Raw genomic sequence first — 16,349 nt, 5'->3', positions numbered from 1 at the left:
TCGCGGGCTTTTTATCGCTCTTTGTAACAGCCAGGCAATGACGCGTTAGTGGCGGCCGTGGTGACCCTCGAAGCGTGAAACGTTAGAGAGCTTCGGATTGGCTTTAGGGTTTTTGCGATAAAGCAGTGCCATTTTGCCAATCGTTTGCACGACGTCGGCGCGGCTGCCGGTGACCAGTTCGTTTAGCATGGCCGCACGGTCGTCACGCTCAGGCAGGGCAAGTTTCACCTTGATAAGCTCGTGATCGTTGAGCGCGCGGTTGAGTTCTGTGAGCAAATTTTCGGAGACGCCGTTTTCAGAAACGGTGACCACTGGGTTCAAATGGTGGCCAATGCTGCGAAATGCTTTCTTTTGTGCCTGTGACAAGCTCATGGTATCTTGCGGTATCCCGGTTAGCGCTTAACGTTCCATCTTACGGTGAAATGCCACCAAGTGAAAGCTATCGCGTTAACGCGCCCATCTCTATATTGCAGTGTTAGATTCTGATATGCAGCAAAAGCCCCCGAGTCGTAAACATTCAGTGAGCAAAACCAGCAACAACTGGAAGAAAGAGCACTTTGACGACCAGTACGTGAAACAGAGTTGGCAGGATGGTTATCGCTCTCGCGCAAGCTATAAACTGCTGGAGCTGGATGAAAAAGATAAGCTGCTTCGCCCGGGCATGACGATCATTGATCTAGGCGCGGCGCCTGGCGGTTGGAGTCAGATCGCCGCTGAAAAAGTCGGTATGGACGGTGTGGTGATCGCCTCTGACATACTGGAGATGGACGCGCTGGCAGGGGTGGACTTTATTCAAGGCGATTTTACGGAAGAGTCGGTGCTTAATGCGATTCTTGAACGGCTGGGAAATCGTCAGGTAGACCTTGTGATGTCCGACATGGCCCCCAATATGAGTGGTATGGCGGCTATTGACCAGCCTCAGGCTATGTACCTTGTAGAGCTGGCGCTAGAGCTCGCCCGTGAGACACTGCCCCCCAAAGGTCGCTTTCTGGCCAAGGTGTTTCAGGGGGAAGGATTTGATGCCTACCTTAAAGAATTGCGCGGCAGTTTTGATCGTGTCGTGATCCGTAAGCCAGATGCCTCGCGGGCTCGTTCGCGGGAAGTCTACTTTCTAGCGGAGGGGTTTCGCGGCTAAACTGACAGGTCGTGCATAGCAAAGATTTATCATCGCGATTGCCAGACAGGCAGGCGCAAGGTGTGTCACATTATACGCATGAGATAAGCGTGATACAGATGGCCCAAAGTTAATAGTGCTTTGGCAATGGTTGAACGCCAGGTACTGGTGTAAGGTCTCAGTATTGGCGTTTAACTGACGGATTCTTGTAATGAGGGTAGCCCCTTGAACGATATGGCGAAGAACCTGATTCTGTGGCTGGTCATCGCGGCTGTGCTACTAACAGTGTTCAACAATTTTAGTACCGAAAGTGCTCCCCAAAGCACCAATTACTCCCAGTTTGTGGAGCAGGTGCAAAATCAGCAGGTGCGTAGCGTTACCATTGATGGCTATACCATTAACGGTGAGCGTACGGACGGTTCGCAGTTCCAGACGATTCGTCCGGCGGCTGAAGACCCCAAGCTGATGGATGACCTGCTAAGCAATAATGTAACGGTGGTGGGTAAAGCGCCAGAGCAGCAAAGCATCTGGATGCGCCTGCTGATCGCAAGCTTCCCGATTCTGTTGATCCTGGCCATCTTTATGTTCTTTATGCGCCAGATGCAGGGCGGTGCTGGTGGCGGTAAAGGCGGCCCGATGAGCTTTGGCAAGTCCAAGGCCAAGCTGCTTTCTCAGGACCAGATCAAAACCACGTTTGCCGATGTAGCCGGTTGTGATGAAGCGAAAGAGGAAGTGGAAGAGCTTGTCGACTTCCTGCGCGATCCAACGAAATTCCAGCGCCTGGGCGGTACGATTCCTCGCGGTGTATTGATGGTGGGTCCGCCGGGTACCGGTAAAACGCTACTGGCAAAATCGATTGCCGGTGAAGCCAAGGTGCCGTTCTTCTCGATTTCCGGTTCCGACTTCGTTGAAATGTTCGTGGGTGTCGGTGCGTCTCGCGTGCGTGACATGTTCGAGCAGGCCAAGAAGCAGGCGCCCTGCATCATCTTTATCGATGAGATTGACGCGGTTGGCCGGTCACGCGGTGCTGGTATGGGTGGCGGTAACGACGAGCGCGAGCAGACGCTCAACCAACTACTGGTTGAAATGGACGGCTTTGAAGCCAACGAAGGCGTTATCGTGATTGCCGCCACCAACCGCCCGGACGTACTCGACCCGGCGCTGCTGCGTCCAGGCCGCTTTGACCGTCAGGTGACCGTTGGCTTGCCGGACATCCGTGGCCGTGAGCATATTCTGGGCGTTCACCTGCGTAAGGTGCCGCTGGCGGAAGACGTTAAACCGTCGATCATTGCGCGTGGAACGCCAGGCTTCTCAGGTGCCGATTTGGCTAACCTGGTGAATGAGTCAGCACTGTTCGCCGCGCGCCGTAACAAGCGCTTGGTCAGCATGGAAGAGCTAGAGCTTGCCAAAGACAAGATCATGATGGGTGCTGAGCGCAAATCGATGGTCATGACCGATAAAGAGAAGTTGAATACGGCTTATCACGAATCGGGCCATGCGATTATCGGCCTGGTGATGCCTGAGCACGACCCGGTCTACAAGGTAACGATTATTCCGCGCGGTCGGGCATTGGGTGTCACCATGTTCCTGCCCGAGGAAGACCGTTATAGCCTGTCGCGTCAGCAGATTCTTAGCCAGATTTGTTCGCTGTTCGGTGGCCGTATCGCCGAAGAGATGACGCTGGGGGCCAACGGTGTCACCACCGGCGCTTCTAATGACATCAAGCGCGCTACCGAACTGGCTCATAACATGGTCGCGAAATGGGGGCTGTCAGACGAGATGGGCCCGATCATGTACGACGAAGATGAGTCACATCAGTTTCTCGGTGGCCCGGGCCAGGGCGGCAGCAAGATGAAGTCGGGTGACACAACGACGCGTCTTGATAAAGAAGTACGTAAGATTATTGACGATTGTTATGAGCAGGCGCGTCAGATCCTGACCGATAATCGCGATAAGCTGGAAGCCATGACCGAAGCGTTGATGAAGTACGAAACCATCGATGCCGACCAGTTGAAAGATATCATGGAGGGCCGTGACCCGCGTCCGCCGGAAGGTTGGAACGACGGTGATTCACCTGGTGGTGGCACGCCCGTTAGCGATGACGCACCGACGACGCAGAACGATTCACCGAACGCCACTGATCATGCGTCTGGTGGTGGTGCTTCAGGGGATGAGGGTGACGAGGATGATGACAAGCCTCGCCGACGCCCCTCTGACCCGCTAGGTGGTTCAACGGGCTCCTGATACGCTCCGGCCACTGCAAAGGCGCCCCAATATGGGGCGCCTTTTTGTTATGCTGTTATTCAGGCAGTAGCAGTGCTTCTTTTTAATAGGCAGCCGCATGAAATCAATAATTGACCCCTCTTTATCACCCGCAATGAATGAGAATGTGCACATGCGTTGCGGGCGCCATGTACTGGATCTCTCTTTTCCTCGCGTTATGGGGATTTTAAATGTTACGCCCGACTCTTTTTCTGATGGTGGTCGGCACGTAGCGCTGGATGACGCGCTGCGTCATGCCGAGCGTATGCTTACCGAAGGTGCCGCGATTATTGATGTGGGCGGTGAGTCGACGCGCCCCGGGGCTGAGCCGCTAAGTGCTCAAGAGGAGCTTGATCGGGTCGGGCCGGTTGTTGAAGCGCTGGTTCGTGAGCTGGATGCGTTGGTATCAGTCGATACCAGCTGCTCGCTGGTGATGCGCGAATCAAGCGCGCTGGGCGCTGGAATGATTAACGACGTGCGTGCGCTTGAGCGTGAAGATGCCTTAATGGCGGCCATTGGCAGCGGGCTTCCTGTCTGTTTAATGCACCGCCAGGGTGAGCCGCAGGATATGCAGCAGTCACCTTCTTATGACCAGCCGGTGGAAGCGGCTGTCGCTGATTATCTAGCGCAGCGTGTCGCGGAGTGCGAGGCTGCTGGCCTGCGTCGCAGCCGTTTGCTGCTCGACCCGGGCTTTGGGTTTGGTAAAACGGTTGAACACAATTTGCGCCTGCTAAAATATATGGATGCCCTGCAGGCGCTTGGTTTGCCGCTGTTGGTGGGAATGTCGCGTAAAAGCATGATTGGCAAAGTGCTGGGGCGTCCGGTTGAAGAGCGTTTGGCGGGTGGTCTTGCGCTGTCTGCCATGGCCGTTGAGCGTGGCGCTAAAATTCTACGTGTGCACGATGTGGGGCCGACGGTCGATGCCGTTAATATGGCCTGGGCGGTACTCCAGGAGGGGTGCGACATGCCGCTAAACGAGGAAAAATATTCATGACACGACGCTATTTTGGTACCGACGGGATTCGGGGCACGGTCGGACAGGCACCAATCACTGCCGATTTTATGCTCAAGCTTGGTTGGGCAGCGGGCCAGGTATTGCGCCGCGAAAAGGGGCGGACGCGGGTGTTGATTGGTAAAGACACGCGTATTTCAGGTTACATGTTTGAGTCGGCGTTAGAAGCCGGGCTTTCAGCAGCAGGCGTTGATGTGTCGCTTTTGGGGCCCATGCCGACACCAGGTATTGCGTATCTCACCCGCACGTTTCGTGCCGATGCAGGGATCGTGATTTCAGCATCACATAATCCGTTTGATGATAACGGCATCAAGTTTTTCTCGGCAGAGGGTAAAAAGCTCCCCGATGAGACAGAAGACCGTATCGAAGCCATGCTGGAGGCGCCGTTAACGACCGCTGAAGCGGCCCAGCTAGGCAAGGCAACTCGGATCGGTGATGCCGCTGGTCGCTATATTGAATTTTGCAAATCGACACTGCCAGACCGCTTAAGCCTGCATGGGCTAAACGTTGTGCTGGATTGCTCCCACGGTGCGACCTATCACATTGCGCCAAACGTGTTTCGCGAGCTAGGCGCAGAGGTCAGCGTTATCGGCGCGTCACCTGACGGCTTGAATATTAACCATCAAGTAGGCTCTACACATCCTGCGGCGCTACGTGCTGCGGTCATCCACCGGGGGGCCGATTTAGGCATCGCATTTGATGGTGATGGGGACCGCGTGCTGATGGTGGATAGTGATGGCCGCGAAATTGATGGCGATGATATCCTCTATTTGATTGCTCGTGACCGTCATGAGCGAGGCCTGTTAGCAGGCGGTGTGGTCGGCACCTTAATGAGTAACTTTGGCCTTGCTGTCGCGCTTGAAAAGCTGGGTATTCCCTTTAAGCGGGCCAAGGTAGGCGACCGCTTTGTCATGGAGATGATGGCGGCTAACGAGTGGGAGTTGGGTGGCGAAGCGTCGGGGCATATCGTATGCGGTCATGTGCAAACCACTGGTGACGGCATTGTCGCTGCTCTACAGGTGTTGGCATTGATGATCCGTGAGCAAGCATCGCTGCCGGAATTGCTGAAAGGGTTTGAGAAAGTCCCGCAGGCCTTGGTGAATGTGCGCTTGCCCGCTGGGACCTTGGCGCATGATGTCATGGCATTAAGCGCCCTGCAGGACGCTGTTGCTGACGTTGAAAAACAGCTGGGTGATCAAGGGCGGGTGCTGTTGCGGCCCTCCGGCACCGAGCCATTGATTCGCGTGATGGTAGAAGGCTGCGGTCACTTGAATGTTGATCAGTTGACTCAGGGGCTGGCTGATCGTGTTCAAGCCTTGCTCAAATAAGGCAGCTGTGCTTGTCAGCGGTTGTCTTGTCAAGGCCGCTCCTATACCATTTCGCTCCACCTTGAGTGAGGAGAGTTCATGCGTACGCCATTAATTGCCGGTAATTGGAAAATGAACGGGTCCGCTGCACTGATAAATGATTTTGGCAGCGCGTTTGCTGATGTCTCGTTACCTGCAGCCTTGGACGTTGTGCTTATCCCCCCCTTTCCTTATCTGGACGCGGCGCGTCAGGCGTTTCGCAATACACCGCTAGCGCTAGGCGCCCAGACGCTCAACCCTATCGAGTCTGGTGCGCACACGGGTGAAGTGAGCGGACGTATGCTCAAAGAGTTCGAAGTGTCGTATGTGCTGGCGGGTCACTCCGAGCGTCGCGAGCTGTACCGTGAAAGCGATGAGCAGGTGTTTGATCGCTTATTGGCGGCGCTGGATAATGGCCTGACGCCCATTCTGTGTGTGGGTGAGTCACTTGCCGAACGCGATGCCGAGAAGACCATGGATGTGGTATTGCGCCAGGTAGGCTATGCGATGACGCGTTTAGCGCCCGAGCAGCGCCAAGCGGTCGTGATTGCCTATGAACCCGTATGGGCGATTGGTACCGGGCGGACAGCAACGCCCGAGCAGGCGCAGGACGTAATGGCCGGAATCCGCGCCTACCTCGCAGAGTTTAGTGCAGCGCTCGCTGAGCAGATGCGGTTGCTCTACGGCGGCAGTATGAACGCAAAAAATGCGGCTGAGCTACTTGCCCAGCCGGATATCGACGGCGGTTTAGTGGGCGGTGCTTCGCTCAAAACCGATGATTTTTACGCCATTTGTCAGTCAGCAGGATAACGCCATGCAAGTTGCAATTCTTATGGTCCACGTGGTGATTGCGGTCGCCCTGGTTGTATTGATCCTGCTTCAGCAGGGTAAAGGTGCCGAAGCGGGTGCCGCGTTTGGAGGCGGTGCCTCGCAAACGGTATTTGGCTCGCGCGGTAGCGGTAGCTTTTTGTCGCGTACCACCGCGGTTCTGGCAGCAGGTTTTTTCGTAACCTCTATGGCGCTGGCGTACTTTGCAACGCAAGCAGGCCAGGCGCCGGAAGCGGGTATTCCTGATTCACGCCTGATCGAGCAACAGCAAAGCGTTCCAACGCTTGACGATAGCCCTGCAAGTGTGGATAATACCGCGCCAGTGCTAGAGGAAAGCAGCGAGTAAATGCTTGATGTCGCTTTCTTTAGCCTCCCCTGATGCCGAAGTGGTGGAATTGGTAGACACGCTATCTTGAGGGGGTAGTGACCGTATGGTCGTGCGGGTTCAAGTCCCGCCTTCGGCACCATCTGTTTTGCTGGCTCGCCAGCTTCCCAGACTCTTTATCAAACAACGTTCGTCAAAAAACGTTTTGATAAAGAAACCCAGGTTTAGCGCCTGAGACGAAAAGAGTTCTTGACGTAAGTGGTTCAAGTGTCTATTATCGTCGACCTAGATTGATGCGGGGTGGAGCAGTCTGGTAGCTCGTCGGGCTCATAACCCGAAGGTCATCGGTTCAAATCCGGTCCCCGCTACCATTTCCTGGTAGCACGTTAGATAGGCGACTAGCCTGACAGATCATGGTAATGAGATGTCGATAAGGGTTAATTGCCAAGTAGGTAAATCCTGCGCTGTGTTTCCTGGTTGGTATTACAGGTTTCTTATGAAAAGCCCCTTCCTGTGAAGGGGCTTTTTGTTAGCAAGCTTTTTGTTAACAAGCGTGTCTCAAGAGCGGATATCGTCCGAGTTGCCGGAGACACATTCCGGGTAACGCCAATCAGCCTCCTGGCTTCTCTAATAACTCCTGGCCAGGTGCCTGATGCAACGGCTATAGGAGCTTTGTCTGTGGCCACTAAACACGCAGCGCTACATGCGCTAATTGAACCTGTCGTCGCCGCCATGGGCTTTGAGCTATGGGGCATCGATCATGTTTCCCAAGGCAAGCATTCGCGGTTGGTGGTTTACATCGAAAGCGAAAGCGGTGTCAGTGTGGAAAATTGCGCTGATATTAGTCGCCAAGTCAGTGCTGTGATGGACGTGGAAGATCCCATTCCCGGTGAGTACCGGCTGGAAGTCTCTTCGCCCGGTATGGCACGCCCTTTATATACCCTGGATCAATTTACCCGCTATCAAGGCCACCATGTCGCACTTAAGCTGCGCGTGGCGTTTGATGGACGGCGCAAATACCAGGGGCTCTTGGCAGGTGTCGAGGGTGATGAAGTACTGCTACAACTGGATGGCGAGGAGTTCTGCTTTCCGATTGAAAGCATTGATTCAGCGCACATCGTACCGCAGTTCGACGATTAACCGGGTGGCGGCGCTGCCGGCAGGCTGCCGGGGTGATGCACAAAAGGACAGGTTTTCTGGCGAGGCAAACGCATGAGTAAAGAAATTTTAATGGTCGTTGACGCGATCTCCAACGAAAAAGGCGTCCCCCGGGATGTCATCTTCGAGGCGGTAGAAGCGGCTCTTGCGAGCGCGTCACGCAAGCGTTTTGAAAATGAAGAAGCCAATGTGCGGGTACGTATCGACCGCCGTACAGGGGAATACGACACCTTCCGCTATTGGACAGTGGTTGAAGATGACGAATTCGAAACGCCAGATTACGAAATCAAAGAAACCATCGCCGAGCAGCGCGACCCGCCTTTGAAACTTGGCGACGTTGTCGAACAGCAGATCGAAAACGCGATGTTTGGACGCATTGCCGCCCAAACCGCCAAGCAGGTCATCGTACAAAAAGTGCGTGAAGCTGAGCGCGCTGAAGTGGTTCGCCAATATGCGGACCGTGAAGGCGAGCTGGTGGCCGGTATTGTCAAAAAGACCACTCGCGACGGCCTGATTATCGATTTGGGCGAGAATGCTGAAGCCTTCTTGCCGCGCAATGAGATGATCCACGGCGAGCGTTACCGCATGAACGAGCGGGTTCGCGCACTGCTGGTTAAAGTTGACCCGGATGCACGGGGTGCCCAGCTGCAGCTGTCGCGTACCAACCCGGCGTTGATTATCGAGCTGTTTAAAATTGAAGTACCTGAAATCGCTGAACAGCTGATTGAGATTAAAGGGGCTGCGCGCGACCCTGGCTCACGTGCCAAAATTGCCGTTAAGACCAATGATCGCCGCATCGACCCGGTAGGGGCGTGTGTGGGGATGCGTGGTTCACGCGTTCAGGCTGTTTCGTCTGAGCTGCAAAATGAGCGTGTCGATATCGTGCTGTGGGACGACAATCCCGCCCAGCTGGTCATTAATGCCATGGCGCCCGCTGATGTTGGGTCTATCCTTGTCGACGAGGACGCCCACGCAATGGACGTGGCGGTTGCTCAGGATAACCTGGCACAGGCAATTGGGCGTAGTGGTCAAAACGTACGCTTGGCGTCAGAGCTTACCGGCTGGCGTATCAACGTGATGACCGAAGAAGAAGCTGACTCCAAGCGCGAGCAGGAGATTGATAGCCTGGTGGACACGTTCGTTCAGCACCTTGAAGTGGACGAAGACGTGGCCCGCCTGCTGGTAGAAGAAGGGTTTACTACCCTGGAAGAAGTTGCCTACGTGCCGCTTGAAGAAATGCTCGAGATCGAAGAGTTCGATGAAGATCTGGTTGAAGAGCTGCGTGCACGTGCGAAAGACGAGCTGCTGACGATGGCGATTGCCTCGGAAGAAGCGCTAGACGGTGCCCAGCCAGCAACTGATCTGCTGGAAATGGACGGCATGGAGCGCCATCTGGCCTTCATTCTGGCTAGCCGTGGCATTGTCACTATGGAAGATCTCGCCGAGCAGTCTGTCGACGATCTGGTCGATATCGAGGAGTTGGACGAAGCGCGCGCAGCGGCACTGATCATGACTGCCCGTGCGCCCTGGTTTGAAGACGATAACGCATCGGATTCGAACACACAGTAAACAGGTCACGGGCTGAGGAGGGTCACTATGTCAGATATGACAGTTAAAGATTTTGCAGTAAAGGTGGGCCGTGATGTGCCCCGCCTGCTAGAACAGATGAAAGAAGCTGGCTTGAAGCACGCCTCTGAAGGCGATGCCGTGTCTGAAGAAGACAAGCAGAAACTGCTGACTTTTCTGAAGAAAAGCCATGGCGGCGACAGCGACACTGATACAAGCAAAAACCGTATCACGCTGACCCGTAAAACGCGCAGCCGTATTAAAACCGGCGAACGCGGTAAAACGATTGAAGTGCAAGTACGTAAGAAAAAAACGTACGTTAAAAGCGCCGAAGAGGATAAGCCGAAAGTCGCTGAGCCCAAGCATTCAGGTCCGCGTCAGTTGGTAGGCGATATGGCCGAAGCCGAAGCCGAGCGTAAAGCGCGCGAAGCACGTGAAGCTGCCGAGAAAGCAGCCGCCGCTAAAGCCAAAGCAGCGGAAGACGCCGCGCGTAAAGAAGCCGAAGCGAAAGCAGCGGCTGAGCCTAAACTTGAAGTGCCCGAACTTCAGATCGAAGCTGCGCCAGCGACAGAGGAAATGCCGCCAGCACCGCCGAAAGAAGGCCGTACCGACCGTCGTACCGCACCGCCCAAGAAAGCTGTCGCGAAGAAAAAAGGTCGTGATGACGAAGATGACCGTGGTGATCGCGAAGAGCGTAAGCGCGGCGGCGGGGCGAAGAAAGTAAAACGTGCCGAGCGTCGTGGCGGCCGCCGTGGCCCAAGTCAGAGCGGCAATGGCAAGCACGGCTTCCAAAAGCCGACTCAGCCGATCGTACGTGAAGTATCGATCCCTGAGTCAATCAGCGTGGCTGAGCTTGCCGACAAAATGTCGATCAAGGCCAACGAAGTCATCAAGGCCATGTTTAACATGGGCGCGGCCGTGACCATCAACCAAACGATTGACCAGGATACAGCGGCCATCGTAGTGGAAGAGATGGGCCACAAGGTCAAGCTGGTGAAAGATGATGCGCTGGAAACGGAAATGCTTGAAGGCATCTCCTATGAAGGCGAAGAGATCACCCGCTCTCCCGTCGTGACCGTTATGGGCCACGTTGACCACGGTAAGACCTCACTGCTGGACTACATTCGCCGTGCCAAAGTGGCCACCGGTGAAGCGGGTGGTATCACCCAGCATATCGGTGCTTACCACGTTGAAGACAGCCATGGTGGCGTGACCTTCCTGGATACCCCTGGCCACGCGGCGTTTACCGCCATGCGTGCTCGTGGTGCCAAGGCAACCGACGTGGTTATCCTGGTGGTCGCTGCTGACGACGGCGTGATGCCCCAGACCATTGAGGCGATCGAGCACTCCAAAGCGGCTGAAGTACCCATGGTCGTTGCGGTGAACAAGGTCGATAAGATTGGTGTTGATTTTGACCGCATTCGTAACGAACTCTCGCAGCACGGCGTGATTTCCGAAGAGTGGGGCGGTGATACGCAGTTTGTACACGTTTCCGCCAAGACCGGTGACGGTATTGAAGAGCTGCTGGAAGCGATTCAGCTGGTTTCTGAAGTACTTGAGCTAAAAGCAGTGCCGTCGGCACCTGCGAAAGGCGTTGTCGTTGAGTCGCGTCTTGATCGAGGTCGTGGCCCCGTTGCCACCGTACTGGTTCAAAACGGTACGCTGCAGAAAGGCGATATCGTTCTGGCTGGCCTGCACTACGGCCGTGTACGTGCGCTGACCAACGAACTTGGCCTGCAGGTTGAAAGCGTTGGCCCGGCCATGCCTGTTGAGATTCAGGGCCTGGACGGTACGCCGGATGCGGGTGATGACTTCATGGTCGTGGCCGATGAGAAGAAAGCCCGCGAAGTGGCTAACTTCCGTCAAGGCAAGTACCGCGAAGTACGTCTGGCGCGTCAGCAGAAAGCCAAGCTTGAGAACATGTTTAGCCAGATGGGTCAGGATGAAGTGGCCAAGGTTAATATCGTTCTTAAAGCTGACGTACAAGGCTCTCTGGAGGCGATTAAAGGTGCCCTGGAAGAACTCTCCACTGATGAAGTACAAGTGGCTGTGGTCTCTTCAGGTGTTGGTGGTATCACCGGTACTGACGCCAACCTGGCGCTTGCCTCTGAGGCAATCGTGGTCGGCTTCAACGTCCGTGCCGACGCCGCTGCCCGCGAGATTATCGAGCGTGAAGGCTTGGATCTGCGTTACTACAGCGTCATCTACCACTTGATCGATGAGGTCAAGCAGGCGATGAGCGGTATGCTCGCCCCCGACTGGAAAGAAGAAATCGTCGGTGTTGCCGAAGTGCGCGATGTGTTCCGTGCGCCGAAGATCGGTGCAGTGGCGGGTTGTATGGTCGTCGAAGGTTCCGTGTCCCGCAGCAAACGCATCCGCGTACTGCGTGACAACGTGGTCATCTACGAAGGCGAGCTCGAATCGCTGCGCCGCTTCAAGGACGACGTACAAGAAGTGCGTAACGGTATGGAGTGTGGCATCGGCGTGAAGAACTACAACGATGTCCAGGTCGGCGACAAGATCGAAGTCTTCGATCAAGTCAGAGTCGAGCGCAGCCTGTAAGGCCGCGAGGAGACAACCATGCGCGAATTTAAGCGTACCGACCGAGTAGCCGACCAGCTCCAAAAGGAGCTGGCGGTACTTATTCAACGCGAAGTGAAAGACCCGCGTTTGGGCATGATCACGGTGAGCGGCGTAACCGTTAGCCGTGATCTTGGCTACGCCGATATCCATGTCACCCTGTTGGGTGAGCAGGAGCCTGAGCGTATCAAGGAGAACCTGCAGGTGCTTAAGCGTGCCGCCGGTTTTCTAAGGAGCCAGATTGCCAAACGCATTCAGCTGCGCCATGTCCCTGAACTGCGTTTTCATTACGATGAGAGCGTGGTGCGTGGGCAGCACCTCTCTTCCCTGATTGAAGAGGCCGTGTCGACTGACCGGGCCCGTCAAGTAGATGAAGAGGGTGATTCTGATCAAGGTGAGGAGACGCGCTAATGGCCCGTCGCCGTCGCGGTTTACCGGTCAATGGGGTATTGCTGCTGGATAAGCCCAAGGGCATTTCCAGCAACCATGCCTTGCAGCGTGTGCGTCGTTTGTTCGAGGCTCAAAAAGCCGGGCATACCGGCACGCTGGACCCCATGGCAACCGGCTTATTGCCGATTTGCCTGGGCGAGGCCACCAAGTTCTCCGCGCACCTGCTGGAAGCCGACAAGATGTATCGCACCCGCGTTGAGCTGGGTGTGATCACCGACACCGGTGATGCAGAAGGCACGGTGATTGAGCGCCGCGATGTGCCGTCGTTAACAGCGGATGACGTTGAAGCCGCGATTGCGCGCTTTCGCGGTGAGATCGATCAAGTGCCGCCGATGTATTCGGCGCTCAAGCATCAGGGTAAAAAACTCTATGAGCTGGCCCGTGAGGGTAAGCAGGTAGAGCGTGCAGCGCGGCGGGTAAGCGTGTATGATGCGCGCCTGCTTGCGTTTGACGGCGAAGCCTTCGAGCTTGAAGTCACCTGCAGCAAGGGGACTTACATCCGTACGCTGGCCGAAGATATCGGTTTGGCACTGGGGTGTGGTGCTCACATCAGTCAGCTCCGCAGGCTCAAAACCGGGCCTTTTACGGGCGATGCGATGTGGACCCTCGAAGCGCTTGAAGCATTGGCGGATCAGACCTCGCGTGAGGCTGAATTAATGCCCGCTGATGTGCTGGTGGATCATCTGCCGACGCTTGAGGTGGACGAAACGGCTTACGGGCGCTTAGCCCACGGCCAATCAGTCAACTTGAGTATTGGTACGCTGGCTCCCGATGCATTGGCAAGACTTTATTATGCTGAGACGTTTATCGGCCTCGGTGTTGTAAAAGGTGCTCAGGAAGTAGCACCCAAGCGGCTGTTAAGTACCGTCGCTATCTCGTAAGAGTCCGGGTGAAACGTTGCAAGGATGTGACGATTTACGCGAAAATAGCACTTGAAATAGTACTGGAAACGGTACTTGAAATAGTGCTGGAAACAGTACGTCGAAAAGAGTCGCCTGAGACTGCAAATATGCGTGGTCTCACCCATTAAATTTTAGGCATATTGCTTACTGGAGAGACAGATGGCATTAACCGCTGAAACGAAAGCCGAAATCGTCAACGAATACGGCCGCGGCGATAACGATACCGGTTCCCCTGAAGTACAGGTTGCACTGCTGAGCGCCAACATCAATGGCCTGCAGGACCACTTCAAAACCAACAAGCAGGATCACCACTCGCGTCGTGGTCTGATCCGCATGGTAAACCAGCGTCGTAAACTGCTGGACTACCTGAAGCGTAAAGATTTCGAACGCTATCAGTCTCTGATCCAGCGTTTAGGTCTGCGTCGCTAAGCTATTGTTGGCGAAGATTGAGAAACGGGCAGCTCCTTGTGAGCTGCCCGTTTTTTTATGCGTGTCGCCCACAGGCCGTGGCTTGCCCCGGTGATTTTGGGTTTCTGGTAGCCGTATGGCGCTACAGCGCCTAGAATGGTGGCGAGTCAAAACGACCCAAACGAATAGACAAGTAGATATTAATGTTAAAGGAAGTCGCCGTGAATCCGGTAAAAAAAACGTTTCAGTACGGTCGTAGCACCGTCACGCTAGAAACCGGGCGTATCGCTCGTCAAGCCACGGGGGCCGTTATGGTCACCATGGAAGATACCGTTGTGCTGTGTACCGTGGTGGCGCGCAAAGAAGCCAACCCCAGCCAACCCTTTTTCCCGCTCTCGGTTCATTACCAGGAAAAAACCTACGCAGTAGGTAAAATTCCCGGCGGCTTCTTTAAGCGCGAAGGACGTCCGACCGAGAAAGAAACTTTAACCTCGCGTCTGATCGATCGTCCGATCCGTCCGCTTTTCCCCAAAGGCTTTATGAACGAAGTGCAGGTTATCTGTACCGTTCTTTCCACCGATCGTAATCACGACCCGGATATTGCCGCGATGCTGGGTACCTCCGCTGCACTGAGCATTTCTGGCGTGCCGTTCAACGGCCCGATCGGTGCTGCGCGCGTTGGTTTCAACGAAGAGCAGGGGTATTTCCTTAACCCGACCGTTGAAGAGCTTGCGACTTCCGAGCTGGACATGGTCGTTGCCGGTACTGAAAACGCCGTGCTGATGGTCGAGTCCGAAGCCAAAGAGCTTCTGGAAGACGAGATGCTGGGCGCCGTACTGTTTGGCCACCAGGAAATGCAGGTCGCGGTTAGCGCGATTAACGAGCTGGTTGCCGAGGCCGGCAAACCGCGCTGGGACTGGCAGCCAGCCCCTGAGAACGTAGCGCTGAAAACCGCCATTGCGGATGCGTTTGAAGCGCAGGTGGGCGATGCCTATCGCATCACCGATAAGATGCAGCGCCAGGATGCCCTGGCAGCCCTGAAAGATCAGGCGGTTGAACAGCTGGCAGCCATTGACGGTGAACCGGTTAACGACAAGTTCAGCAAAGACGAAGTAAAAGGTGCCTTTGCTGGTCTTGAGAAACGCGTTGTACGTTCACGCGTTGTAAAAGGTGAGCCGCGCATTGATGGCCGTGACAACTTCACCGTGCGCCCGCTGGCGATCGAAGTGGGCGCGCTGCCCAAGACTCACGGTTCGGCGGTGTTCACTCGTGGTGAGACCCAAGCGATTGCAGTGGCAACGCTGGGCACCCTGCGTGACTCTCAGTTGATCGAGTCGCTGGAAGGCGAGCGTAAAGACCGCTTTATGCTGCACTACAACTTCCCTCCCTACTCGGTCGGTGAAGCGGGCTTTATGGGTGGCCCGAAACGTCGTGAAATCGGCCATGGCCGTTTGGCACGCCGTGGTGTTCAGGCCATGCTGCCGTCTGAAGAAGCCTTCCCCTACACTATTCGTGTGGTATCGGAAATTACTGAATCCAACGGCTCAAGCTCGATGGCTTCGGTATGTGGCTCCTCACTTGCGCTGATGGATGCGGGTGTTCCGTTGAAAGCACCGGTGGCGGGTATCGCCATGGGCTTGGTGAAAGACGAAGATGGCTACGCGGTACTGACCGATATCCTGGGTGATGAAGATCACCTTGGCGATATGGACTTTAAAGTGGCCGGTTCAGAAGAGGGTGTTACTGCTCTGCAGATGGACATCAAGATTGAAGGCATCAACGAAGAGATCATGGAGACTGCGCTTCAGCAAGCCCACAAAGCGCGTCTGGGTATTCTTGAGCAGATGAATGTAGTCATCAGCCAGAGTCGTACCGACGTCTCCGATAATGCGCCTTCCATGGCCACCATCAAGATCGACCCGGACAAGATCCGTGACGTTATTGGTAAAGGCGGCGCCACCATTCGCAAAATTTGCGAAGATACTGGCGCGTCTATCGACCTCGATGACGACGGCACCGTGCGCATCTACGCTGAAGACAAGGCTGCGGCGAAAAAAGCCATCGATACCGTATTGGCGATTACGGCAGAAGCGGAAATTGGCAAGCTGTATAACGGCAAGGTCGTACGTATTGCTGACTTCGGTGCCTTTGTGAACATCATGCCGGGTACCGATGGTCTTGTGCATATTTCGCAAATCGTGGCTGAGCGCGTTAACAACGTGCGCGATTTCCTGAATGAAGGCGACGACGTGATTGTGAAGGTGCTCGACATCGATAACCGCAACCGCGTGAAGCTCTCGATGAAAGAGATCACCGAAGAAGAGAAAGCAGCGTTTGCCGCTGAAAGTGAGAACACCGCGGACTAAGTCGCCGTAAGGTTGTCTCTTCCGCCCCCGTA

At 55.2% G+C, this 16,349-nt stretch carries 15 protein-coding genes and 2 tRNA genes; 16 read left to right on the top strand and 1 reads right to left on the bottom strand.

Translation table 11 applies throughout. The annotated features are described in order from the left end of the window. Positions 1-45: 45 nt before the first annotated feature. The gene (yhbY, locus tag FKN99_RS09255; protein WP_087108709.1) at positions 46-372 is read right to left on the bottom strand and encodes a ribosome assembly RNA-binding protein YhbY; all 327 of its coding nucleotides are present in this window, start codon (positions 370-372) and stop codon (positions 46-48) included. Positions 373-487: 115 nt separating this feature from the next. Between yhbY and rlmE the strand changes: the two genes are divergently transcribed. From rlmE to pnp, 16 genes are all read left to right on the top strand, one after another. After that, a complete protein-coding gene (gene rlmE, locus FKN99_RS09250; protein WP_172117600.1) occupies positions 488-1,135 on the top strand; it encodes a 23S rRNA (uridine(2552)-2'-O)-methyltransferase RlmE in 648 nt (215 codons plus the stop codon). Positions 1,136-1,339: 204 nt separating this feature from the next. Next, positions 1,340-3,358 (top strand): ATP-dependent zinc metalloprotease FtsH, encoded by a 2,019-nt coding sequence (gene ftsH / locus FKN99_RS09245; RefSeq protein WP_172117599.1) that lies wholly within the window; start codon positions 1,340-1,342, stop codon positions 3,356-3,358. 97 nt (positions 3,359-3,455) lie between these two features. Continuing rightward, positions 3,456-4,370 (top strand): dihydropteroate synthase, encoded by a 915-nt coding sequence (gene folP / locus FKN99_RS09240; RefSeq protein WP_253927008.1) that lies wholly within the window; start codon positions 3,456-3,458, stop codon positions 4,368-4,370. After that, a complete protein-coding gene (glmM, locus tag FKN99_RS09235; protein WP_172117598.1) occupies positions 4,367-5,716 on the top strand; it encodes a phosphoglucosamine mutase in 1,350 nt (449 codons plus the stop codon). The genes folP and glmM overlap by 4 nt, the downstream gene beginning before the upstream one ends. Positions 5,717-5,794: 78 nt before the next feature. Then, on the top strand, positions 5,795-6,544 hold the full coding sequence (tpiA, locus tag FKN99_RS09230) for a triose-phosphate isomerase (RefSeq protein ID WP_172117597.1): 750 nt from the start codon (positions 5,795-5,797) through the stop codon (positions 6,542-6,544). Between the two features lie 4 nt (positions 6,545-6,548). After that, positions 6,549-6,908 (top strand): preprotein translocase subunit SecG, encoded by a 360-nt coding sequence (gene secG, locus FKN99_RS09225; protein ID WP_172117596.1) that lies wholly within the window; start codon positions 6,549-6,551, stop codon positions 6,906-6,908. A gap of 34 nt (positions 6,909-6,942) precedes the next feature. Further along, positions 6,943-7,029 (top strand) — tRNA-Leu (locus FKN99_RS09220). A 152-nt stretch (positions 7,030-7,181) separates the two neighbouring features. Then, positions 7,182-7,258 (top strand) — tRNA-Met (locus tag FKN99_RS09215). A 307-nt stretch (positions 7,259-7,565) separates the two neighbouring features. Beyond that, positions 7,566-8,027 carry a ribosome maturation factor RimP gene (gene rimP, locus FKN99_RS09210; protein ID WP_172117595.1) on the top strand — a complete coding sequence of 154 codons (462 nt, stop codon included), beginning with the start codon at positions 7,566-7,568 and terminating at the stop codon, positions 8,025-8,027. Positions 8,028-8,099: 72 nt separating this feature from the next. After that, positions 8,100-9,614, top strand: coding sequence for a transcription termination factor NusA (gene nusA, locus FKN99_RS09205; RefSeq protein WP_172117594.1), 1,515 nt, complete (start codon positions 8,100-8,102; stop codon positions 9,612-9,614). 27 nt (positions 9,615-9,641) lie between these two features. After that, on the top strand, positions 9,642-12,173 hold the full coding sequence (gene infB, locus FKN99_RS09200) for a translation initiation factor IF-2 (protein ID WP_172117593.1): 2,532 nt from the start codon (positions 9,642-9,644) through the stop codon (positions 12,171-12,173). An 18-nt stretch (positions 12,174-12,191) separates the two neighbouring features. Continuing rightward, positions 12,192-12,602, top strand: a complete 411-nt coding sequence (gene rbfA, locus FKN99_RS09195) for a 30S ribosome-binding factor RbfA (protein ID WP_172117592.1) — start codon at positions 12,192-12,194, stop codon at positions 12,600-12,602. Further along, positions 12,602-13,522 carry a tRNA pseudouridine(55) synthase TruB gene (gene truB / locus FKN99_RS09190; RefSeq protein ID WP_172117591.1) on the top strand — a complete coding sequence of 307 codons (921 nt, stop codon included), beginning with the start codon at positions 12,602-12,604 and terminating at the stop codon, positions 13,520-13,522. The genes rbfA and truB overlap by 1 nt, the downstream gene beginning before the upstream one ends. A gap of 8 nt (positions 13,523-13,530) precedes the next feature. Next, on the top strand, positions 13,531-13,671 hold the full coding sequence (locus tag FKN99_RS09185) for a hypothetical protein (protein WP_172117590.1): 141 nt from the start codon (positions 13,531-13,533) through the stop codon (positions 13,669-13,671). A gap of 31 nt (positions 13,672-13,702) precedes the next feature. Then, positions 13,703-13,972, top strand: a complete 270-nt coding sequence (rpsO, locus tag FKN99_RS09180; RefSeq protein ID WP_018917553.1) for a 30S ribosomal protein S15 — start codon at positions 13,703-13,705, stop codon at positions 13,970-13,972. Positions 13,973-14,154: 182 nt separating this feature from the next. Then, the gene (gene pnp, locus FKN99_RS09175; RefSeq protein WP_172117589.1) at positions 14,155-16,317 is read left to right on the top strand and encodes a polyribonucleotide nucleotidyltransferase; all 2,163 of its coding nucleotides are present in this window, start codon (positions 14,155-14,157) and stop codon (positions 16,315-16,317) included. The last annotated feature ends 32 nt before the right edge of the window (positions 16,318-16,349 follow it).

Source organism: Halomonas hibernica (assembly GCF_013183775.1).
GTDB classification, from domain to species: Bacteria; Pseudomonadota; Gammaproteobacteria; order Pseudomonadales; family Halomonadaceae; genus Vreelandella; species Vreelandella citrativorans.
The sequence above is the reverse complement of the archived record's forward strand: the minus strand, read 5'-3'. Positions and strand labels throughout refer to the sequence as shown.